This window comes from Streptomyces sp. NPDC032091 (genome assembly GCF_055580265.1).
Genome location: NZ_JBVILR010000009.1, coordinates 22809 through 43656, shown reverse-complemented (window position 1 = coordinate 43656; position 20848 = coordinate 22809). Strand labels below are relative to the sequence as shown.

At 72.0% G+C, this 20848-nt stretch carries 22 protein-coding genes; 9 read left to right on the top strand and 13 right to left on the bottom strand.

Translation table 11 applies throughout. The features are described from left to right. The first annotated feature begins 81 nt into the window (after positions 1–81). The 3 genes from trpS (at position 82) to ACZ5NJ_RS16600 (ending at position 2917) form a co-directional block, all read left to right on the top strand. A complete protein-coding gene (gene trpS / locus ACZ5NJ_RS16610) occupies positions 82–1095 on the top strand; it encodes a tryptophan--tRNA ligase (RefSeq protein ID WP_468765597.1) in 1014 nt (337 codons plus the stop codon). A gap of 140 nt (positions 1096–1235) precedes the next feature. Continuing rightward, positions 1236–1823, top strand: a complete 588-nt coding sequence (locus ACZ5NJ_RS16605; protein ID WP_468765596.1) for a 2'-5' RNA ligase family protein — start codon at positions 1236–1238, stop codon at positions 1821–1823. A gap of 179 nt (positions 1824–2002) precedes the next feature. Further along, on the top strand, positions 2003–2917 hold the full coding sequence (locus ACZ5NJ_RS16600) for a YihY/virulence factor BrkB family protein (RefSeq protein ID WP_468765595.1): 915 nt from the start codon (positions 2003–2005) through the stop codon (positions 2915–2917). Here ACZ5NJ_RS16600 and ACZ5NJ_RS16595 read toward each other — a convergent pair. After that, the gene (locus tag ACZ5NJ_RS16595; RefSeq protein WP_468765935.1) at positions 2874–4037 is read right to left on the bottom strand and encodes a D-alanyl-D-alanine carboxypeptidase family protein; all 1164 of its coding nucleotides are present in this window, start codon (positions 4035–4037) and stop codon (positions 2874–2876) included. The genes ACZ5NJ_RS16600 and ACZ5NJ_RS16595 overlap by 44 nt on opposite strands. Before the next feature lie 178 nt (positions 4038–4215). Here ACZ5NJ_RS16595 and ACZ5NJ_RS16590 point away from each other — a divergent pair, with 178 nt between their 5' ends. The 3 genes from ACZ5NJ_RS16590 to ACZ5NJ_RS16580 all read left to right on the top strand — a co-directional run bounded on the left by ACZ5NJ_RS16590 (position 4216) and on the right by ACZ5NJ_RS16580 (position 7428). Beyond that, positions 4216–4458, top strand: a complete 243-nt coding sequence (locus tag ACZ5NJ_RS16590; protein ID WP_403897251.1) for an SCO4848 family membrane protein — start codon at positions 4216–4218, stop codon at positions 4456–4458. Then, complete coding sequence (locus tag ACZ5NJ_RS16585) at positions 4455–5744, top strand: metallophosphoesterase (protein WP_468765594.1); 1290 nt, start codon at positions 4455–4457, stop codon at positions 5742–5744. Before ACZ5NJ_RS16590 ends, ACZ5NJ_RS16585 begins: the two co-directional genes overlap by 4 nt. Before the next feature lie 124 nt (positions 5745–5868). Next, the gene (locus tag ACZ5NJ_RS16580) at positions 5869–7428 is read left to right on the top strand and encodes an ABC transporter substrate-binding protein (protein WP_468765933.1); all 1560 of its coding nucleotides are present in this window, start codon (positions 5869–5871) and stop codon (positions 7426–7428) included. On the opposite strand, the gene ACZ5NJ_RS16575 is transcribed toward ACZ5NJ_RS16580, so the two are convergent. Further along, complete coding sequence (locus ACZ5NJ_RS16575; protein WP_468765593.1) at positions 7415–7951, bottom strand: MarR family winged helix-turn-helix transcriptional regulator; 537 nt, start codon at positions 7949–7951, stop codon at positions 7415–7417. The genes ACZ5NJ_RS16580 and ACZ5NJ_RS16575 overlap by 14 nt on opposite strands. Positions 7952–8059: 108 nt before the next feature. Between ACZ5NJ_RS16575 and ACZ5NJ_RS16570 the strand changes: the two genes are divergently transcribed. Continuing rightward, on the top strand, positions 8060–9295 hold the full coding sequence (locus ACZ5NJ_RS16570; RefSeq protein WP_468765592.1) for an MFS transporter: 1236 nt from the start codon (positions 8060–8062) through the stop codon (positions 9293–9295). 17 nt (positions 9296–9312) lie between these two features. Here ACZ5NJ_RS16570 and ACZ5NJ_RS16565 read toward each other — a convergent pair whose 3' ends face one another. The 10 genes from ACZ5NJ_RS16565 to ACZ5NJ_RS16520 all read right to left on the bottom strand — a co-directional run bounded on the left by ACZ5NJ_RS16565 (position 9313) and on the right by ACZ5NJ_RS16520 (position 17536). Next, a complete protein-coding gene (locus ACZ5NJ_RS16565) occupies positions 9313–10047 on the bottom strand; it encodes a TetR/AcrR family transcriptional regulator (protein ID WP_468765591.1) in 735 nt (244 codons plus the stop codon). A gap of 11 nt (positions 10048–10058) precedes the next feature. Beyond that, positions 10059–10481 carry a thiol-disulfide oxidoreductase DCC family protein gene (locus ACZ5NJ_RS16560; RefSeq protein WP_468765590.1) on the bottom strand — a complete coding sequence of 141 codons (423 nt, stop codon included), beginning with the start codon at positions 10479–10481 and terminating at the stop codon, positions 10059–10061. A 3-nt stretch (positions 10482–10484) separates the two neighbouring features. Next, positions 10485–10904: a hypothetical protein gene (locus tag ACZ5NJ_RS16555; RefSeq protein ID WP_468765589.1), complete on the bottom strand. Its 420-nt coding sequence runs from the start codon at positions 10902–10904 to the stop codon at positions 10485–10487. A 91-nt stretch (positions 10905–10995) separates the two neighbouring features. Further along, a complete protein-coding gene (locus ACZ5NJ_RS16550) occupies positions 10996–12216 on the bottom strand; it encodes a serine hydrolase domain-containing protein (RefSeq protein ID WP_468765588.1) in 1221 nt (406 codons plus the stop codon). Between the two features lie 64 nt (positions 12217–12280). Further along, the gene (locus ACZ5NJ_RS16545) at positions 12281–13234 is read right to left on the bottom strand and encodes a serine hydrolase domain-containing protein (RefSeq protein WP_468765587.1); all 954 of its coding nucleotides are present in this window, start codon (positions 13232–13234) and stop codon (positions 12281–12283) included. Positions 13235–13346: 112 nt separating this feature from the next. Then, positions 13347–14105 (bottom strand): succinate dehydrogenase iron-sulfur subunit, encoded by a 759-nt coding sequence (locus ACZ5NJ_RS16540; protein WP_007266035.1) that lies wholly within the window; start codon positions 14103–14105, stop codon positions 13347–13349. Beyond that, positions 14105–15859, bottom strand: coding sequence for a succinate dehydrogenase flavoprotein subunit (gene sdhA, locus ACZ5NJ_RS16535; protein WP_389616357.1), 1755 nt, complete (start codon positions 15857–15859; stop codon positions 14105–14107). The genes ACZ5NJ_RS16540 and sdhA overlap by 1 nt, the downstream gene beginning before the upstream one ends. A gap of 23 nt (positions 15860–15882) precedes the next feature. Beyond that, entirely contained in the window at positions 15883–16365 is a 483-nt protein-coding gene (locus tag ACZ5NJ_RS16530) for a succinate dehydrogenase hydrophobic membrane anchor subunit (RefSeq protein WP_079429408.1), read from the bottom strand. A 5-nt stretch (positions 16366–16370) separates the two neighbouring features. Next, entirely contained in the window at positions 16371–16751 is a 381-nt protein-coding gene (gene sdhC / locus ACZ5NJ_RS16525; RefSeq protein ID WP_468765586.1) for a succinate dehydrogenase, cytochrome b556 subunit, read from the bottom strand. Positions 16752–16903: 152 nt separating this feature from the next. Beyond that, the gene (locus ACZ5NJ_RS16520) at positions 16904–17536 is read right to left on the bottom strand and encodes a 2-oxo-4-hydroxy-4-carboxy-5-ureidoimidazoline decarboxylase (RefSeq protein ID WP_468765585.1); all 633 of its coding nucleotides are present in this window, start codon (positions 17534–17536) and stop codon (positions 16904–16906) included. A gap of 332 nt (positions 17537–17868) precedes the next feature. Here ACZ5NJ_RS16520 and ACZ5NJ_RS16515 point away from each other — a divergent pair, with 332 nt between their 5' ends. Then, complete coding sequence (locus ACZ5NJ_RS16515) at positions 17869–18588, top strand: RNA polymerase sigma factor (RefSeq protein ID WP_468765931.1); 720 nt, start codon at positions 17869–17871, stop codon at positions 18586–18588. Beyond that, on the top strand, positions 18588–19670 hold the full coding sequence (locus tag ACZ5NJ_RS16510; RefSeq protein ID WP_468765584.1) for a hypothetical protein: 1083 nt from the start codon (positions 18588–18590) through the stop codon (positions 19668–19670). Before ACZ5NJ_RS16515 ends, ACZ5NJ_RS16510 begins: the two co-directional genes overlap by 1 nt. Positions 19671–19875: 205 nt before the next feature. On the opposite strand, the gene ACZ5NJ_RS16505 is transcribed toward ACZ5NJ_RS16510, so the two are convergent. Further along, a complete protein-coding gene (locus tag ACZ5NJ_RS16505; RefSeq protein WP_468765583.1) occupies positions 19876–20766 on the bottom strand; it encodes a L,D-transpeptidase family protein in 891 nt (296 codons plus the stop codon). Positions 20767–20848 lie beyond the last annotated feature (82 nt).

Genomic DNA, 20848 nt, shown 5'->3' with positions numbered 1-20848 from the left:
CTCCTCCCCGCCCTCGGGGGTCCGCCACAGGACCCCCGAGGGCTGGGCCGGGACCCGGTCGGTACCTGAGAGAATGGCGGCATGGCTTCTGATCGTCCTCGCGCGCTCTCCGGCATCCAGCCCACCTCCGGCTCGTTCCACCTCGGGAACTACCTCGGAGCGATCCGCCAGTACGTCGCCCTGCAGGAGACGCACGACGCCTTCTACATGGTCGTCGACCTGCACGCGATCACCATGCCGCAGGATCCGAAGGACCTCCGCGCGAACACCCGACTCTCCGCCGCGCAGCTCCTCGCCGCCGGCCTGGACCCCGAGCGCTGCACGCTCTTCATCCAGAGCCACGTCCCGGAGCACGCGCAGCTCGCCTGGGTCATGAACTGCATCACCGGCTTCGGCGAGGCCAGCCGGATGACCCAGTTCAAGGACAAGTCCGCCAAGGGCGGGGTCAACAGCGCCAGCGTCGGCCTGTTCACGTACCCGATCCTCCAGGTCGCCGACATCCTGCTCTACCAGGCGCACGCCGTCCCCGTCGGCGAGGACCAGCGCCAGCACGTGGAGCTGACCCGCGACCTCGCGGAGCGCTTCAACCACCGCTACGGCCCGACCTTCACCCTCCCCGCCGCGCACATCGTCAAGGAGGTCGCGAAGATCTACGACCTCCAGGACCCGTCGATCAAGATGTCGAAGTCCGCGTCCTCCCCCAAGGGCCTGATCAGCCTCCTCGACGAGCCCAAGGCCACCGAGAAGAAGATCAAGAGCGCGGTCACCGACACCGAGGCGGAGATCCGTTTCGACGTCGAGAACAAGCCCGGCGTCAGCAACCTGCTCACGATCTACTCCACCCTCACGGGCGAGTCGATCCCCGCCCTGGAGGCCGCGTACGAGGGCAAGGGCTACGGCGCGCTGAAGACCGACCTGGCCGGTGTGATGGTCGACTTCGTCACACCCTTCAAGCAGCGCACGCAGGAGTTCCTGGACGACCCGGAGACCCTGGACGCCGTGCTGGCCAAGGGCGCGGAGAAGGCCCGGGCGGTCGCCGCGGAGACCCTGGCGCAGGCCTACGACCGCATCGGGTTCGTCCCCGCCAAGCACTGACGGACCTCGGGCCCCTGGCGGCCGAGGGGGTGCTGCCGCCACACTGAGGCGGCAGCACCCGATGCGAGCACATCGATCCGACCACCTCGATGTGACCGCCTCGATGTGACCACCACACCAACACGCGCGGAGGAGATCACGTGGGGACCGTAACGCTCGGCGTTTCGATCGCGGTCCCGGAGCCGTACGGCAGCCAGCTCCAGCAGCTGCGCGCCGGCTTCGGGGACGCCGCCGCGCACGGCATCCCCACGCACGTCACCCTCGTCCCGCCCACCGAGGTGGAGGACGGCCGGCTGCCGGCGATCCGCGCGCACCTCGCCGAGGTCGCCCGGTCCTTCCCCGCCTTCGCGATGCGCCTGGAGGGGACGGGAACCTTCCGGCCCGTCTCCCCGGTCGTCTTCGTCCGGCTCGCCGAGGGCGTCGAGGGCTGCACCAGCCTCCAGGGCCGCCTCCGCGACCCCGAGGGGCCGCTCAGTCGCGAGCTGGCCTTCCCGTACCACCCGCACGTCACGGTCGCCCACGGGATCTCCGAGGAGGCGATGGACCGGGCCTGCGCCGAGCTCGCCGACTACGCCGCCGGCTGGCAGTGCACCGGCTTCGCCCTCTACGAGCAGGGCTCGGACGGGGTCTGGCGCAAGCTGCGCGAATACCCCTTCGCCACCACCGCGACCGGCGTCCCCGCACAGTCGGGCCCGGCGCCCGCCGACACCGCCATACGCCGCTCCTGACCCGACGGCCGCAGGACCCGGCCGGCCCGGAAGGCGTGGAACCGGAGCCTTCGCAGGAGCAGGGCGTGGAACGGCCGGAGCGCAGGTCGGGGCGCGGGGCGAAAAGTCACAGTCGACGACCGTAGCGCCCAAAAGCGGCAATCCCGACTATTTCCGGCAGCTCATTTACGGTGGCCCCCATGGACTGGCTGAAGAAACTCCCGGTGATCGGGCCGCTCGTGTCGGCCCTCATGCGGACCCATGCCTGGCGCTCGTACGAGCGTCTCGACCGCGTCCACTGGTCCCGGCTCGCGGCCGCGATCACCTTCATCAGCTTCCTCGCGCTCTTCCCGCTGATCACCGTCGCCGCGGCCGTGGGCGCCGGACTGCTGAGCCAGGAGCAGCTGGACCGGCTCCAGAAGAGCCTCGCCGAGCAGGTCCCCGGCATCTCCGACCAGCTCGACCTGCCCGGCCTGGTGGCCAACGCCGGCACCGTCGGCCTCGTCGCCGGCGCGCTCCTCCTCTTCACCGGCATCGGCTGGATCGGCTCGATGCGCGACTGCCTGCGCGCCGTGTGGGAGAAGGACGACGAGGACCAGGGCAACCCGGTCGTCCGCAAGGGCAAGGACGCCCTCATCCTGCTCGGCCTCGGAGGGGCGGCCCTGGGTTCGGCCGCCGCGTCGATCATCGGGTCCACCGCGGTCGGCAAGGGCGCGGAGCTCATCGGCATCCCGCGCGAGGGCGCGGGCGGGGCGCTGCTGCGGGCCGGGGCCTTCCTCGTCGGCGTCCTGGCCGCCTTCCTGCTCCTGCTCTACCTGCTGACCCTGCTGCCCGGGGTCGAGCCGCCGCGCGCCCGCCTCCTCCAGGCCGCGCTGATCGGCGCCGCCGGCTTCGAACTGCTGAAGCTGCTGCTCAGCGGCTATATGCGGGGCGTCGCCGCCAAGAGCATGTACGGGGCCTTCGGCGTGCCGATCGCCCTGCTGCTGTGGATCAACTTCACGGCGAAGCTGCTCCTGTTCTGCGCCGCCTGGACCGCGACCCGGGGCCGGGGGGAGGGGGAGGAAGCGTCCCCTACGAGCCCTGCCCCCGACGGCCGCGCGGCCAGCGCCGGTTGACCACGAAGGCCCCGCCCGCCACCACGGCCAGTGCCCCGCCCGCGATGCCGAGCGCGGTGCCGAGCCCGCCGCCGGACGCCGGCGGGCCCTCCGCCACAGGGGTGTCCTCGTGGGGCTTCGCGGGGGAGCCGGAGGGCCTGGTGGCGGCGCTCTTCGGGGGTACCAGCTCGCCGACGGGCTTGACCCGGCCGGCCGCCGCGAAGCCCCAGTCGAAGAGCGCAGCGGTCTCCTCGTAGACCGAGTTGAGGCCGCCGTGGTCCGGGTTCATCACGGTGACCAGCAGCTTCTTGTCCCCGCGCTGGGCCGCGCCGGTGAAGGTGGAGCCGGCCATGGTGGTGTTGCCGTTCTTCACCCCGGCGATGCCCTTGTACGGGGTGATGCCGCCGGCGCCGGTCATCAGCCGGTTGGTGTTCTGGATCTGGAAGTACTCGCGCGGCTTGCCCGCCTCCTGGAGGCCCGGGAACCTGGCCTGGGCGGTGCCGCAGTACTCGCGGAAGTCCTGCTTCTGGAGCCCGGAGCGGGCGATGAGGGTGAGGTCGTAGGCGCTGGAGACCTGCTCGGGGGCGTCGTACCCGTCGGGCGAGACCACGTGCGTGTCCAGGGCCTGGAGTTCCTCGGCGTGCGCCTGCATGTCCTTGACGGTCTTCTCGACCCCGCCGTTCATGGCCGAAAGCACGTGCACGGCGTCGTTGCCGGAGCGCAGGAACACCCCGAGCCACAGGTCGTGGACGGTGTAGTCGTGGTCCTCCTTGACCCCGACGAGGCTGCTTCCGGGGCCGACGCCGTCCATGTCCTGGCCGGTGACGTGGTGCACCTCGTCCTTGGGCAGGGTGGGCAGCACGGTGTCCGCGAAGAGCATCTTCAGGGTGGACGCCGGGGGCAGCCGCCAGTGGGCGTTGTGGGCCGCGAGGACCTCGCCGGTCTCGGCGTCCGCCACGATCCAGGACCGGCCGCTGAGGTTCGCGGGCAGCGCGGGCGCCCCGGGCAGCAGGTTCACCTGGGTGCCGGGCTGGCCGAGCCGGGCGCCGCCGACGCTCGACATCGACGGCGGCGGTGCGGGTGCCGCCGGGGGAGGTGTCGTCGCGGCGTACGCGGGCGCGGCGGAAGCCTGGACGAGCATCGCCGGAACCAGCAGCGCGGCGGAAAGGACCGTCAGAGCGGTCTTTTTGGCAGACACGCAGGTGAACGTACATCCCGATGAGCTGCCCGGCGTCGCGGACCGGCCAACCGGGGCGAACCACCCCCGGTACGGCCCACCCCGCCGCGTCCGTCCTGGGGACGAATCCGATACTGGGGGCATGAAACTCAGCCGCACCGCGTCCTGGTTCCTCGCAGCGTTCGGAGCTTGGTCCTGGGTGATCTGGTCCACGTTCGTCAAGAACCTCTTCAATGACGCCAGCGGTCTGGCTTTCGATGACGGCAGGCCCACGGCCTACTTCTGGGTCCACCTGCTGCTCGCGGTGACGTCCTTCCTCCTGGGGACGGCCGTCGGTGTGATCGGGTTGCGCAGCGTCCTCGTACTGCGACGCGCATCACGATGACCGTGTTTGTGGTGATTGTGGCGGTCGTCGCGGTCCTGGCGCTGCTGGGGATGGTCCATCGGTGGCTGTGGGGACGACTGGTCCGCGACACCACCCGCGCGGGCGGCCCCGCGCGCCGCGCCGGGACGGTCCTGGCCTTCGCGCTGCCGCTGCTGTCCCTGGCCGCCCTGGTCGCGGGCCGCGCCGGCGCCCCGTTCTGGCTCCAGCGGCTGGTGGCCTGGCCGGGCTTCATGTGGCTCGCGGTGCTGCTGTACCTGACGCTGGCGATGCTGGTCGCCGAACCGTTCCGCCGCGTGTGGCTCCGCCGGCTGAAGCGGGACGCCGGTGCGCGACGCCCGGTGCCGGGCGCCGTCCCCGCTCCGGCGGCGGGACCCGCGCCCGCCGTCGACCCCGCGGCGGAGCCGGCGGGGTCCGGGGCCGACGCACCCGGCCCCGGTCCCGCCGCCCCCGACGCCGCCGGGGTCACCCGCAGGGTGTTCGTCGCGCGGACCCTCGGCGGGGCCGCCGTCGCCGCCGCCGGGCTGACCGTCGGGACCGGGACGTACGGGGTGCTGCGCGGGCCGCGCGTCAAGCGGGTGCGGGTGCCGCTCGCCCGGCTGCCCCGCGCCGCGCACGGATTCCGGATCGCCGTCGTCAGCGACGTCCACCTCGGCCCGATCCTCGGCCGGGCCCACACCCGGCGCGTCGTCGACGCCGTCAACCGCACCCAGCCCGACCTCATCGCCGTCGTCGGGGACCTCGTCGACGGCAGCGTCCACGACCTCGGCCCCGCCGCCGAACCCCTGCGCGAGCTCCGGGCCCGCCACGGCAGCTTCTTCGTCACCGGCAACCACGAGTACTTCTCCGGCGCCCGGCAGTGGGTCGACCACGTCCGCGAACTCGGGCTGACCCCCCTGGAGAACGCCCGCCGCGAGCTGCCCCACTTCGACCTCGCCGGGGTCAACGACGTGCAGGGGGAGAAGGAGGGCGAGGGCCCCGACTTCCAGGCCGCGCTCGGCGACCGCGACCGCTCCCGCGCCTCCGTCCTCCTCGCCCACCAGCCCGTCGTGATCCACGACGCCGTCCGCCACGGCGTGGACCTCCAGCTCTCCGGCCACACCCACGGCGGCCAGCTCTGGCCCGGCAACTACCTCGCCGAACTCGCCAACCCGACCGTCGCGGGCCTGGAGCGGTACGGGGACACGCAGCTGTACGTGTCCCGGGGCGCGGGCGCCTGGGGGCCGCCGGTCCGGGTCGGCGCGCCGTCCGACATCACGGTCGTCGAACTCGCCTCATACCACACCTGACGTTCTACCACCGGGACAAATCGCCCCTTCCCGTGGCCGGATTTCCATGATTGGGTGGCCGACGTTCGTCCGATAGTCGGATGGGCGGTTCGCATGACGGGGATTCAAGGGGCTGGGGATGGCGATGGGGTCTGCCCGCACGAAGGTGCTCGCGGTCGGTCTGGTCCTCGCCGCCGCCGGCGGCGTGGCCGCCTGGCAGCTGCTGCCCCTGGGCGGCGAGGGCCACGGCGCGATCCGGATCGGGACCACCGACACCGTCTCGGCCCTGGACCCGGCCGGCGCCTACGACGCCGGCTCCTGGGCCCTCTACAGCAACGTCTTCCAGTCGCTGCTGACCATCAAGCCCGGCGCCGACACCCCGGTCCCGGACGCCGCGTCCGCCTGCGCCTTCGTCGGGCAGAAGCTGACCACCTACCGGTGCGAGCTCCGCTCCGACCTCACCTTCAGCGGCGGCCGCCCGATCACGGCCGAGGACGTGAAGTTCTCCTTCGACCGCATCAAGCAGATCAACTCCGACCAGGGTCCGGCCCCGCTCTTCAACACCCTGGCGTCGGTGAAGGCCGAGGGCCGCAGCGTCACCTTCAACCTCACCGCCCCCGACGCCACCTTCCCCTTCAAGATCGCGACGGGCGCCGCCTCCATCGTGGACAAGGAGCGGTACCCGGCCAAGGCGCTGCGCGCGGACGGCAAGGCCGACGGCTCGGGCCCGTTCACCCTGACCGGCTACAAGGCCCGCACGAGCGCCGAGCTCAAGCCCAACCCGGCGTACAAGGGGCAGGCCAAGCCCGCCAAGTCCGCGGTCACCGTCCGGTACTTCAAGGACTCGGCCCAGCTGGACCAGGCGTGGAAGGACCACCAGATCGAGGTCGCGCACCGCGACATGCCCCCGGCGGTGCTCGCGGGCCTCAACCCGGGGCTGAAGGACACCCGCTACCAGGCCTCCGGCGGCACGGAGACCCGTCACATCGTCTTCAACGTCCGCCCCGGCTCCACGGTCCAGAAGCCGGCCGTGCGCCAGGCCATGGCCGCCGCGCTGGACCGGTCCAAGATCGCCGGGGAGGTCTACAAGGGCACGGTCACCCCGCTCTACTCCCTGGTCCCCGCGGGCATCGCCGGGCACAGCACGCCGTTCTTCGACACCTGGCCCGCGCCCAACGGCGCGACCGCCCGCAAGCTCCTGGCCGACGCGGGGGTCCCGCTGCCGGTGTCCGTGACCCTCGGGGTCAACACGCGCGGCGCGAACCTGGCCGAGGCCGACGAGATCAAGCGGCAGCTGGAGTCCACCGGCCTGTTCCAGCTGAAGGTCAAGCCGGTGGAGGCCTGGGAGGACTTCCAGAAGGCCTACGCGGCGGGCGAGTTCGACGCCTACACCATCGGCTGGATCGCCGACTTCCCGGACGCGGACAACTTCCTCGCCCCGCTGGTCGGCAAGGACTCCAGTATGAACGACGGCTTCTCCGACAAGACCGTCGAGGACCTCATCACCCGCACCCAGTCCTTCCAGGACCGCGGCGAGGCCTCCAACGACTTCCACGAGCTCCAGCGCGTGGTCTCCCAGCAGATCCCGCTGCTGCCGATCTGGCAGAAGAAGGACTACGTCCTGTCCCGCGAGGCGGTCACCGGCCTGCAGTACCTCTCCGACGGCACGGGCGTGTGGCGCCTGTGGGAGCTCAACTGGCTGTAGCCGGCCCGACGGTGTCCCCGTGGGCCACCAGGAGGGTGCGCAGGGCGGTGGCCAGGGCGTCGCACTCCGCGCGGTCCAGCGGGGCCAGCAGGCGCGCGTAGTGGTCCAGGTGGTCCTCCATGACGGAGTCGGCCAGCGCGTGGCCCTCCTCCGTCAGGCGGATGCGCACCGAGCGGCGGTCGGCCCCGTCGCGGACCCGCTCGACCAGGCCCTTGGCCTCCAGGCGGTCGATCCGGTTGGTGATCGCGCCCGAGGTCACCATCGCCGCGGGCATCAGCGCCCCGGCGGTCAGCGCGTACGGCGGCCCTGACCGGCGCAGGCTGAGTAGGACGTCGAACTCGCCCACCTCCAGGCCGTGTTCGGCGGTGAACGCCTTCAGGTACTTGTCGACGATCCGGGTCATGCGCTGGATCCTGGCCAGGACCTCGACGGGCCACAGGGCCTCCGTGAGGTCGGGGCGCGCCTGCTCCCACTGGGTGACGACCCCGGCCACCATGTCGCGTTCTCCGTCTGCCTTCTCCATGGCCCGAGAATACCTCAACGTTAAGACACTTGACGTTGAAGGGGTCTCGCTGTTTTTATCTCAACGTTGAGATGGTCAAGGTTGAGATGTGAAGGGGATGGGTCACCCATGACGGTCACCACCACCAGCAGGACTCCGGGGAGCACCGCGCCGGCCCAGGGCGCCGCCCGCGGCCCCGTCCCGGTCCTCTGGCTCGCCCTGCTGGCCACGCCCATCGCCGCCGGAGCCAACGCGCCGGTGCTGATCCTCCCGGACATGGCCCGCTCCCTCGGGGTGGACAACGCCGCCGCCGCCTGGCTGCTCACCGCCTTCGGCTGGGCCATGGCCGTCGGCACCCCGCTGATCGCCGGACTCCTGCGCCGCCGGGGCCTGACCGCGGTGCTCCGGCTGGCCACCGTCCTCGTCCTGGCCGGTACCCTGCTCGTCGCCGCCTCCCCCTGGCTCCCGCTCACCCTCCTCGGGCGCTGCGCCCAGGCCGCCGGCGGCGCCGGACTCGTGGCGGCGGCGATGAGCCTCGCCGGCTCCGCCCGCCGGATGGGCGTCATCAGCGCCGGCTTCGGCATGCTCGGCGCGTCCGGTCCGCTGCTCGGCCGGACCCTCGCGGACGGCGCCTCCTGGCGGCTCGCGCTCGCCGTCCAGGCCGTCTCCCTGCTGGCCGTACCCGTCGTCCTGCGCCGGGCCGCAGACCGCGCCCCCGCCCCCGCGGGCCGCTTCGACGCACGCGGCGCCGCCCTGCTGACGGGGCTGGCCACCGCCCTCGTACTGCTGCCGACCCAGCCGCTCGCCGCCCTGGGCGCCGCCCTCGTCGCCGCCGTCCTGCTCGCCCTGCACGTCCGCCGCCACCCGGACGGGTTCGTACCCGCCACGCTGCTGCGCCGGCCCGTGTTCGTGATCTCGGCGCTGCTCGCGCTGGCCCTGTCGGCCTCCTACTTCACCCTGCTCTTCTCGGTCCCCCGCCTGCTCGCCGACCGCGCCGGATGGGACGCCGCCTCCGCCGGGGCCTGGCAGCTGGTCGCGCTCCTCGCCGGATCCGCGCTGTCCTGGCTGCTCGCCGCCGCCTCGGCGCGGATGGGCCGCGCGGCCGTCCGTACGGTCCTCGTCGCGGCCGGGGCCGCCGCCGCGCTCACCGGCATCCTCGCCTCCTCCGGCGCGCTGCTGGTGGCGGCCACCGGGGTGGGCGTGTTCACCGCCAGCGCCGCCAACGCCGTCCTGTCGACCCACGCCGTGGCCTCCGCCCCGGACGAGGCCCACCGGCCGAGCGCCATCGGCCTGTTCACCCTCTGCTACCAGCTCGGCGGCGCCTTCGGCCCGGCGGTCGCCACCCTCCTGGTCCTGGGCGGCTGAGCCTGCCGCCCGGCCGCTCAGTCCTCGTCGGGGTGCGGGTCCGAGGCGCGCCTGCCGCCCTTGGCGGCCGCCGTCTGGGCCATGCCCGGCAGGAAGTCCGCGAACAGCTCGTGGAGTTCGCGCACCAGCGGCCGCAGCACCCGGAACCGCGCCAGGAGGATGCCCCGCGTGGTCAGCTGCGCCCCCCGCTCGGCGAGCCGCCGGGACTTCTCGCTCTCCGGCGAGCGGTCGAAGACCCAGTACAGGACCAGGCCCATCTGCGAGAGCCACATCAGCTCCGGCAGCACGTCCGCCAGCTCGGCCGGCACCTTGGTCTTCGTCCCGGCCAGCACCTCGCGGTGGATGTCGATGGCCGCCTGGCGCGCCGGTTCCGATTCCGCGGAGAAGGGGCTGAGCGGACTCTCCGGGTCCGCCGCGTTCTTGAAGAACTGGGAGGCGAACTCGTGGTACGGCGCCGCGATGTCCAGCCAGCTCGTCAGTACCCCGCCGAGCCGCTTCTGGAGGTCGGTCTCCCGGTCCAGGATCGGCCGGACCGCGGCCTGGTGCGCCGCGCTGATCCGGTCGTAGAAACCCTGGACGAGGTGTTCCTTGGACTCGTAGTAGTAGTACGCGTTGCCGACCGAGACCCCCGCCTCCTTGGCGATGGCCCGCATGGTCGTCTTGTCGAACCCGCGTTCCTGGAACAGCCGGAGTGCGGTTTCGAGGATGAGCGTGCGGGTCTGCTCGCTCTTGGGAGCCTTCTGATCTGTCACGGTGTCCGACCTTATCGGGGCGCCGGGCACTGGTCGTCACAGGCCGCTTCCCCGGGCTCCGCTTCGGACTTGGTCCGGACCGCGTGCCGGACGGCGGCGGCCGTGTGCATCGCGGCCTTGGCGAAGGGCCGGCCGGCCGGGGTGGCCAGCCAGGCGGCCCGGGCCCGGTGCTCGGCCAGCGCCCACAGGCACATGATGAAGGCGTCCGTCCCGCGCCACACCTGCCCCTGGTCCCCGACCACGGTGATCTCGCGGAGGGTCTGGGCGTGGGCGAGCTTCGGGAACCGCCGCCGGGCCTGGGCGGACGCGGCCGGCACCAGCCGCAGCGGGACCAGCTGGCGCTGCCGGCCCAGCCAGTCCCGGATGTGCGCGCACACCGGGCAGTCGCGGTCGTAGAGGACGGTCAGGTACCGGACGGGCGGCTGCTCGGCCATGGCTCAGGCCCCGGCCGGAGTGATCCACCCCTGCGGGGCGACGGGCGGAACCGGCGGCAGCTGCGCGGCGTGCCGCTCCATGATCCCGCGGCGGCGCATCCGGCTCAGCACCCATACGTTGCCCAGGTGCATGGCACCGAGCACCAGCAGGACGACGCCGAGCTTCACCGACAGGGCCTCGAACAGCCCGCGGGCCTCCAGGATCGTGTCGGTCGAGCGCAGGTAGAGGGTCACGAAGCCGATGTTGACCAGGTAGAACCCGACCACCAGGAGGTGGTTGACGGCCTCGGCGAGCTTCTCGTTGCCCTGGAGCACGTCGGCGATGAAGATCCGCCCGTTGCGGCTGAGGGTGCGGGCCACCCAGACGGTGAGCCCGATGCTGACGAGCAGGTAGATGACGTACGCGACCACGGTGAGGTCCATTGCCCCAGCCCCTTTGAACGTGTTCAAGCGCTGACGTCTCCGACTGTAGACCGACTTTTGAACACGTTCAAGCCTTGGGGTCGGGGAATCCTCACCCGGACTTGCGCAGCCCCAGCGGGTGGTCGGGCGCGAGGTGGTTCGCCAGGGCCACGAGCACGTCCGTGCTCGCGTTCTGGACGGTGCTGCCCTTGCCCTGGGTGCTCACCGTGGCGATCGCCAGCTTCTTCGCCGGCAGGTAGGCCACCGTCGCCGCGTACCCGGCGAAGGACGGGTTCTGCAGGATCCAGTCGCCCTGCACGGCCAGCCCCAGGGCGTACGAGGTCCCCGGCTCGACCGTCGAGACCGGCGTCAGCTGAGCCTTGTGGGACTCCGGGCTCAGCAGCTTCCCCTCGCCGATCGCCGCGAAGGACTTGGCCAGGTCCGCCATCGTGGACGTCATCACCGCCCCCGGGGCGATCGTCCACGACGGGTCCCAGTACGTGGAGTCCTCGAACACCTTGCGCTCGTTGTCGAAAGCGTGCAGCACCGGCGCGGGGATCTCGGCGGTGGAGGGGTTCGAGGTTCCGCTCAGCCCCAGCGGCCCGATGATCTCCTCGCGCATCACCTCGGCCAGCGGCCGGCCCCGCACCTTGCCGATGATGTCGCCGAGGATCTGCCAGTTGGCGTGCGAGTACGCGAAACCCGAGCCCGGCGCCCGCACCAGCGGCTTGTCCACCGACATCCGGACGAGCTCCTCGGACGTCCAGTGCCGGAACGGGTTCTCGTACAGGGCGGCGAGGAACTTCGGGTCCCGGACGTAGTCGGAGTACCCGGAGGTGGTGGCGGCCAGCATCCGCAGCGTGATCGCGTCCGCGTGCGGCAGGTCGGGACGCCACCGGGAGATGCTGTCGTCGAGCGACACCCGCCCCTCGTCCACCAGCTTGAGCAGCGCGGTCGTCAGGTACGGGATCACGACGGCCCCGTTGCGGAACCGCATGTCGGGGGTGGCGGGGATCCCGGTCATGGACTCCCCGGCGGCCACGGAGACGACCCGCTCGCCCCCGGTCCACACCTCGGCCATGGACGCCGTGAGCTTGAACTTCGCCAACGATCCCCGTACCTGCGCCTGCGCGAAGGCGGCGGCGTCCCCGGCCAGGCAGACACCGCCCCGGGAGACCTGCCCGGCCGGGCAGTCCGCCTCGTCCCCGGCGGCCGAGGGGGTCCCGCAGCCGGACAACAACGAGGCCCCGAGCACCAACGGGAGCAACAGCGGCACGGGCTTCACGAAACGACGGCGCACGGGTGCCTCCAGCAGCTCGAACCGCTTCCCCACCCTTCCCCGCAGGCTAGCCCCGCCCCCCGGCCCGGGCGCGCCGGACCGTCCGGGGGAGTGACGGTCAGAGTGCCGCTTCCACGAGGGCGGTGGCGCGCACGACGGCCTGGTCCGAGGTCAGCTCCGGCGTCGGCAGGTAGGAGTACGTGACGACCCGGCGGCCGTCGGCGGTGGCGAAGGCCCCGCTGGTGTACTGGGCCATGCTGCCGGTCTTGCCCCACACCGGGGTGCCGTCCGACAGGCGGGTGGTCATCAGGCCGGCCGCGCTGAACGGCAGCCGGGCCGTCCGGGCGAGCTCCGGCAGCTCGGTCAGCCGCGCCTGCTCGGCCGGCGGCAGCAGCCGGCCGCCCAGCAGGGCCTTCATGAACCGCTCCACATCGGGGGCGTTGGAGATCATGCCGCCCTCGGCCCAGGCCCACGGCTCCTGCGGGGTCGGCGCCGCCAGCGACGGGGTGGGCATGGAGGCGTCCCCGGGCCGGGGCACGTAGGTGTGGTGCAGGCCCAGCGGGCGGGCGATGCGGCGCTGGACCTCGTCGGCGTAGGAGCGGCCGGTGACCCTCTCCACGGCCAGACCGAGCAGGAAGTAGTTGCCGCCGTTGTACTGCTGGCGGGTGACGGGGTACTCCGGCGCGGGACAGCCCTCCTTCGTCCAGGCCGCCACGACCCGCTCCGGGGTCAGACCCGTCCCGTCCTTCAGCTCCCCGCAGGGCCTGCCCAGACCGCTCGTGTGGCTCAGCAGCTGTCCGACGGTGATCGGGTGCCAGGCCGCCGGAACGACGTCGGGCAGGACCTCGGCGATCGGGGTGTCCAGGCCGAGACGCCCCTCGGCGACCAGCTGGAGCACCACCGTGGACGTGAACATCTTCGTCATGCTGCCGATCCGGAAGGAGGCCTCCGGATCCTGGGAGACGGGGCCCACCGCCTTCACCCACCGCGTGCCGGGGCCGGTCACCCGCACCATCGTGCCGTTCGCCTCGGCCCCGGGGGCCATCAGCTTCGCCAGACCGGTCTCGTCCACCGGACCATGGGGGAGCACCCCCACCCGGCCCTGACCCGACCCCGAGTACGCCCGCGGCCCGCACCCCGGGAAGGGGTACGGGCCGCGGGCGCGAACCGGAAGGGCCGGAAGGTCAGAAGCGGCGCGTGATCAGCGCACGCTTGACTTCCTGGATCGCCTTCGTGACCTCGATGCCACGCGGGCACGCGTCGGTGCAGTTGAAGGTCGTGCGGCAGCGCCACACGCCGTCCTTGTCGTTCAGGATCTCCAGCCGCTGCTCGCCGGCCTCGTCACGCGAGTCGAAGATGAAGCGGTGGGCGTTGACGATCGCCGCCGGGCCGAAGTACTGGCCGTCGTTCCAGAACACCGGGCACGAGGACGTGCACGCCGCGCACAGGATGCACTTCGTGGTGTCGTCGAAGCGCTCGCGGTCCTCGGCGGACTGCAGGCGCTCGCGCGTCGGCTCGTTGCCCTTGGTGACCAGGAACGGCATGACGTCCCGGTACGCCTGGAAGAAGGGCTCCATGTCGACCACGAGGTCCTTCATCACCGTGAGGCCCTTGATGGCCTCGACCGTGATGGGCTTCTCCGGGTTGATGTCCTTGATCAGCGTCTTGCAGGCGAGCCTGTTCTTGCCGTTGATCCGCATCGCGTCCGAGCCGCAGATGCCGTGCGCGCACGAGCGGCGGAAGGTCAGCGTGCCGTCGAGGTCCCACTTGATCTTGTGGAGACCGTCGAGCACGCGCTCCTTCGGGTCGATCTCGATCTGGAAGTCCTGCCACTCCGCCTCGGCCGAGACCTCGGGGTTGTAGCGGCGGATCCGGAACGTGACCGTGATGTACGGCGAGGCGGCGGCCGCCGCCTCCATCTTGTCCAGGGTCGGGGTGGCCATCAGTACTTACGCTCCATCGGCTGGTAGCGGGTGACGACGACGGGCTTGTAGTCCAGGCGGACGGAGTCCTTGCCGTCGGCGCCGACCTCGCGGTACGCCATGGTGTGGCGCATGAAGTTGACGTCGTCGCGGTTCGGGTAGTCCTCGCGGTAGTGACCGCCGCGGGACTCCTTGCGCGCCAGGGCGGACACGGCCATGACCTCGGCCAGGTCGAGCAGGTTGCCCAGCTCGATGGCCTCCAGCAGGTCCGTGTTGAAGCGCTTGCCCTTGTCCTGGACGGACACGTTCTTGTAGCGCTCGCGCAGCTCGGCGATCTTCTCGACCGCGGTCTTGATGGTCTGCTCCGTACGGAACACCATCACGCACGCGTCCATCGTCTCCTGGAGCTCCAGGCGCAGGTCGGCGACCCGCTCCGTGCCCGTGGAGTTGCGCAGGTGCTCGACCAGGTCGGCCACCTGCTGCGCCGGGTTCTCCGGCAGCTCGACGTAGTCGTGCTTCGCCGCGTACTCGGCCGCCGCGATGCCGGAGCGCTTGCCGAAGACGTTGATGTCCAGCAGCGAGTTGGTGCCCAGGCGGTTGGCGCCGTGCACCGACACGCACGCGACCTCGCCGGCCGCGTACAGGCCCGGGACGACGGTGGTGTTGTCCGCCAGGACCTCACCCTCGACGTTGGTCGGGATGCCGCCCATGGCGTAGTGCGCGGTGGGCTGGATCGGGATCGGGTCCGTGTAGGGCTCGATGCCGAGGTAGGTGCGCGCGAACTCCGTGATGTCCGGGAGCTTCGCGTCCAGCTGCTCCGGCGGGAGGTGCGTCAGGTCCAGGTACACGTGGTCACCGGCGGGGCCGCAGCCGCGGCCCTCGCGGATCTCGGTGTAGATGGAGCGCGAGACGACGTCACGGGACGCGAGGTCCTTCATGACCGGCGCGTACTTCTCCATGAAGCGCTCGCCGTCCTTGTTGCGGAGGATGCCGCCCTCACCACGGGCGCCCTCCGTCAGCAGGATGCCCATGCGCCAGATGCCCGTCGGGTGGAACTGGAAGAACTCCATGTCCTCCAGCGGCAGGCCGCGGCGGTAGCAGGCCGCCTGGCCGTCACCCGTCAGGGTGTGCGCGTTGGAGGTCACCTTGAAGAACTTGCCGGTGCCGCCGGAGGCGTAGATGACCGCCTTGGCCTGGAACACGTGGATCTCGCCGGTGGCGAGCTCGTACGCGACCACGCCCGCGGACTTCTTCACGCCGTCGACCTCGACCAGCAGCTGGTCCAGGACGTAGAACTCGTTGAAGAACTCCACGCCCTCCTTGACGCAGTTCTGGTACAGCGTCTGGAGGATCATGTGGCCGGTGCGGTCCGCGGCGTAGCAGGACCGGCGGACCGGCGCCTCGCCGTGGTTGCGGGAGTGACCGCCGAAGCGGCGCTGGTCGATGGTGCCGTCCGGGGTGCGGTTGAACGGCAGGCCCATCTTCTCCAGGTCGAGGACCGCGTCGATGGCCTCCTTCGCCAGGATCTCGGCGGCGTCCTGGTCGACCAGGTAGTCACCGCCCTTGACCGTGTCGAAGGTGTGCCACTCCCAGTTGTCGTCCTCCACGTTGGCCAGCGCGGCGGCCATGCCGCCCTGCGCGGCGCCCGTGTGGGAGCGGGTCGGGTAGAGCTTCGTCAGCACGGCGGTGCGGCTGCGCTTCGTCGCCTCGATGGCGGCGCGCATGCCCGCGCCACCGGCGCCGACGATCACGGTGTCGTACTTGTGGATCTTCATCTGTTTCGCCTCAGCCCCGTTGCCTAGCGGATGTTCGGGTCGAAGGTGAAGATCACCAGCGTGCCCAGAAGGATGGTGAACACCGTGGCGGTGTAGAGCAGGCCCTTGAGCCACAGCCGCGTGTTGGCGCGCTCCGCGTAGTCGTTGATCACGGTACGCAGACCGTTGGCGCCGTGCAGCATGGCCAGCCACAGCATCAGCAGGTCCCAGACCTGCCAGAACGGGGAAGCCCAGCGGCCGGCGACGAAGGCGAAGCCGACCTTCGAGACGCCGCCGTCCAGCACCAGCTGGATCAGCAGGTGGCCGATGACGAGGACGACCAGCACGATGCCCGAGAGGCGCATGAAGAGCCACGCGGCCATCTCGAAGTTGCCGCGGGTCGAGCGCGGCGTCTTGCCGGTCCGCTTGCGCGGGGCCTCGATGTAGGGCGCCGGGTTGTCGGTGTCGTAGAGGGACACGCCCTCTACGGAACCGATCGCCTGGGCGGAAGAAGTGTCAGAAGACATGCGTGTCACTCCCCGAACAGAACGCGGTAGGCGTGGCCGAGGACCGGGAGGACGGCGAAGGCCATCGTCACGATCCAGACGCCCACGACGGTCCAGAGCATCTGCTTCTGGTAGCGGGGGCCCTTGGACCAGAAGTCCACGGCGATGACACGGAGACCGTTGAGCGCGTGGAAGAGGATGGCGGCCACGAGGCCGTACTCCAGCAGCGCGACGATCGGAGTCTTGTAGGTAGCCACGACATCGTCGTACGCCTCAGGGGAGACGCGGACGAGTGCGGTGTCGAGGACGTGTACGAACAGGAAGAAGAAAATGAGGACGCCGGTGACTCGATGAGCCACCCAGGACCACATTCCTTCCCGGCCGCGGTACAACGTTCCAGCCGGCACGGAAAACCCTCCGGAAGCGGGGCGGGGGCCAGCCGGCTTCTTTGTCGGTCGGGCCCGGCCGGGTACGGTCCACCGGCCCCGGACATCGTAGCGACGCTTCGTCGGTTCCCTCGCCCGGGGTCCACTGGTGTGATCAAACAGGCACGGACGGCCTATCCCACAGGGGCGAATAGCCCGAAATCGGCCGACGGCAGGCCGTCGTCGGGGCCGGTGCCGTGCCCGGGGCCGGCGGATCCCGCCAGCCGGCCGAGCAGGCGCAGCAGCCGGGAGCGGGCGACCATCCGCAGTTCGTCCGCCGCGATCGAGCGCTCCTCGTCGATCTCGTGACCCATCCTGCGGCGGATCGCGGCGAGCAGCTGGCTTACCTGCTCCTCCGGCGGATGGCCGTCCAGGCAGACGACGAAGGCGTGCCCGAAGGTGCGCTCGTACTCCGCCCGGGCCGCGTCCAGCGCCAGCAGCGCGGCGTAGGGCGCGCCGTGGCCCAGTTCCGCCGAGGACTCCCGGGCCAGCGCCTCGGTGAGGTCGCCCTGGGACATGTCGTACGCGGCCTCGTCGGCGGCCGCCAGCAGGGAGGCGCCGTCCGGGTAGGGGCGGTGGTCGGCGACGCGCTGGGCCCAGCGGCCGCTGCCGCAGCAGTGCAGCAGGGCCGTCCGGGCGTGCTCGGCCGGCAGCGAGTTGAACCGCACCAGCCCGGCGCCCGGAACGGAGAGCGGGCCGCGGGCCTGTGCCGGGAAGGGGCTGGACAGCGGAGTTCTCCTCGGGGCGCGGCGCGGGTGTACCGCCACGCTAGCGATCTCGGAGACGGGGTGGTGTATCCATCAGGGGATTTCACCCGGAAGTGAGCCGAAAGGATGACACCAGGGCCGGATTGAACCGGCCGAAGGGAGGGGAGGGCGGCCGAGGCCGCCACCCCCCACAGGAGAGGCCCCGGCCGCCATCCGTCACGGGCTCGTGCGACAAGCCCGTATCTGTGTCAGCGCCCGGAGTGCGTTTTCTGTCACACCTCGCTCCGCGCAGGCTTGGTTGCTGGTTGTACAACGCGTGGACGAGAGGTACGTGAAAGCCGTAACGTGCGGATTTGCGCCACACGTACAGGACGTCGAACGGGTTGGGGACTTTGCTGGGGGACGACGCGGAGCTGACCGCCGCGGTGCTCGCGGCACAGGACGGCGACGAGAGCGCGTTCCGGACTGTGTACCGCGCCGTGCACCCGCGCCTGCTCGGATACGTACGCACGCTCGTCGGAGACGGCGACGCGGAAGACGTGACCTCCGAGGCCTGGCTGCAGATCGCCCGCGACCTCGCATCCTTCACGGGAGACGCCGACCGCTTCCGCGGCTGGGCGGCACGCATCGCCCGCAACCGGGCCCTCGACCACATCCGCATGCGCGGCCGCCGGCCCGCCGTCGGCGGTGACGAGACCGAGCTGACGGGCCGGGCCGCGGACTCCGACACCTACGGCGAGGCCATGGAGGCCCTGTCCACGGGCCGCACCATGGCGCTGATAGCCCAGCTCCCGCAGGACCAGGCCGAGGCCGTCGTCCTGCGGGTGGTCGTCGGGCTCGACGCCAAGAGCGCGGCCGAGACGCTGGGCAAGCGGCCCGGCGCGGTCCGCACGGCGGCGCACCGCGGGCTGAAGAAGCTCGCCGAACTGCTGGGCGCCGAATCCGGCCCCGCCGACGGCGCCGAGGCGCGCGGGCGGGTCGGCCATAATGCCGGAGACCCCGCGCGGGACCGGGACCTCGACGCCGTACCGGCGCAGCGGGCACGGGCCAAGGACCTGGTGGAACAAACCGGTGTGACGCATTCACGTTGGCGGACGCAGAAGGACATGTGATGGCCGACGAGCACAAGGCGTGGCTGGACGGAGCCACGGCGGAAGAGCTGCTGCGCGGACGGGCCGCAGGTCCGGCCGGCCCGGGCGCCGACCCGCGCGCCCGCGAAGAGGCCGCCCGGCTGCGCGCCGCCCTCGACTCCCTGACCCCGTCGTGCGCCGACCGGGGCGAGCTGCCCGGCGAGGCCGCGGCCCTGGCCGCGTTCCGCACGGCGCACGCGCAGCGGTCCGCCGCGGCGTCCGCCGCCGCGGCCGCCACGGCACGGACCGCGGCGGACGGCGGGGCGGACGGCGGGGCGGACCGCTGCGGAGTCCCCGGCGAGCCCGTGATCGACCTGGCCCCGATACCCGTCGTACGGATCCCCGCGCAGCGGCGTTACGGCACCCCCGCCCGACTGGGGCTGGCGGCCGCGCTGGCCGGGGTCGCGGTCGGCGGGATCGCCGCCGTCGCCGGCGCCGGCCTGCTGGACCGGGCCGTGCACCTCACCGCGGGCCCCGCGCCCGCCGTCTCGGTCAGCGCCGACTCGGACCGCACGCCGGCCGGCGAGACGGCCGGACCCACCCCCCTGCCCCAGCTGCGGCCCACTCCCGAGGGCAGCGGCGGCCTCGCCTCGCTCGGCCCCGGCTTCTCGCTGCCGCCGGACGGGCTGGCCCGCACCCCCCTGGACGCGGCTCCCAGCCTGTCGCTGCCGCCGGGCGCGGTGACGAGCCCGGGCACCGGGGGCGGCGGCGCGGCGGGCACGGACGGCACCCGCAACACGTTCACCGACAAGAACGGCGGGACCGGCAACGACAACGGGAACGGCAACGTGAACGGCGGCGCGGACAAGGACCGTGACCTCCAGGCGAAGAACCGCCCCGAGGAACTGTGCCGGGACCACCGGGCGAACAAGCTGGGCGAGGACCGCAAGAAGTACCTCGCCCTGATCGCCGGCGGCGTCGCGAAGGTCCCGCGCTTCTGCGCGACCCTGCTGGACGCGCCCCGCTCGGGCACCCCGCAGGGCGGCACCGTCGACCCCGGCAGCGTCCTCACCCCCTCACCGGCCGCGAACCCGGGCGGCCCGCTGGGCTTCCGCACCCGCTGACGGACCCCCGTACGCGGGGCAGTAACACTTTTCGACCCGCCGACGCAGTACAGAGCGAGCCGACTGGTCATCGGCCGCGCGAGAGCCGGGGTTCCCCCCGTACCCCTGGGCTCTGCGCACCCGGCGCGGGCGGGGCACGTTCCCCCGGCCCTGCCCGCGCCCTCTCTCTCCCACGGCTCCGGCCGGTCGGTCGACCGAATCACGGTCACCAGTAGACGACGACCTTGTCGCCGACCTTCACCTGGTCGAACAGCGCCGACAGCTTCGCCTTGTCCCGGACGTTCACGCAGCCGTGCGAGGCGCCGGCGTAGCCGCGGGCCGCGAAGTCGGCCGAGTAGTGCACCGCCTGGCCCTGACTGAAGAACATCGAGTACGGCATCGGCGTGTGGTAGATCGTCGACGTCCAGTCCTTCGCCTTCCACTCCACCTGGAACAGGCCCTCGCGGGTCGGCGTGTTCTCCGAGCCGAAGCGCACGTCCATCGACGAGACCACCTTGCCGTCGATCATCCAGGCGAGGGTGCGGCTCTCCTTGCTGATGCACAGGACCCGGCCCTGCAGGCAGCGCGGGTCCGGGGCGGCCACCTCGTTGGTGGTCGGCGGGCGCAGCTCCTCCTCCGTCGGCTTCCTGCTGAGGTCCTGGATCTTGCGCCAGGTGGCCTCGTCCACCGCACCGGTCGCGTCGAGCCCGTGCCGGGACTGGAACGCCTTCACGGCGGCGGTGGTCTTGGAACCGTAGAACCCGGTGGGCGCGCCCGGCATCAGGTCCAGCTGCCGCAGCCGGGCCTGGAGCTCGCGCACCTGGTCGTTCTCGTCACCGTTGGCCATGACCGGCTTCACCGCGGGGGCCGCGGACCGCGACGGCGAGGCCGGCGGCGAGGACGAGGACGAGGGGGACGCGGACTCCGTCGGCGACGGCGCGGGCGAGGAGGCGCCCGGCTTGTCGTCCGGCCCGGACGGAGAGGCCGAGGACGGCGCGACCGGCCCGGAGGACGCCGCGGGAGCGGAACCGGCGTGCTGCGGCCCGCAGCCGGCGGCGGCGAACGCGAGGGCGGCGGCGAGGCCGAACGCGCGGATGGTGGCTCTCTGTCGGTGCATCGCGGATCCCCCGGATTCATCGTCGTGTATTCAGGTGATGCCTCACGGGCGTGGACAGTTGCGGACGAACCCACGATGTTGC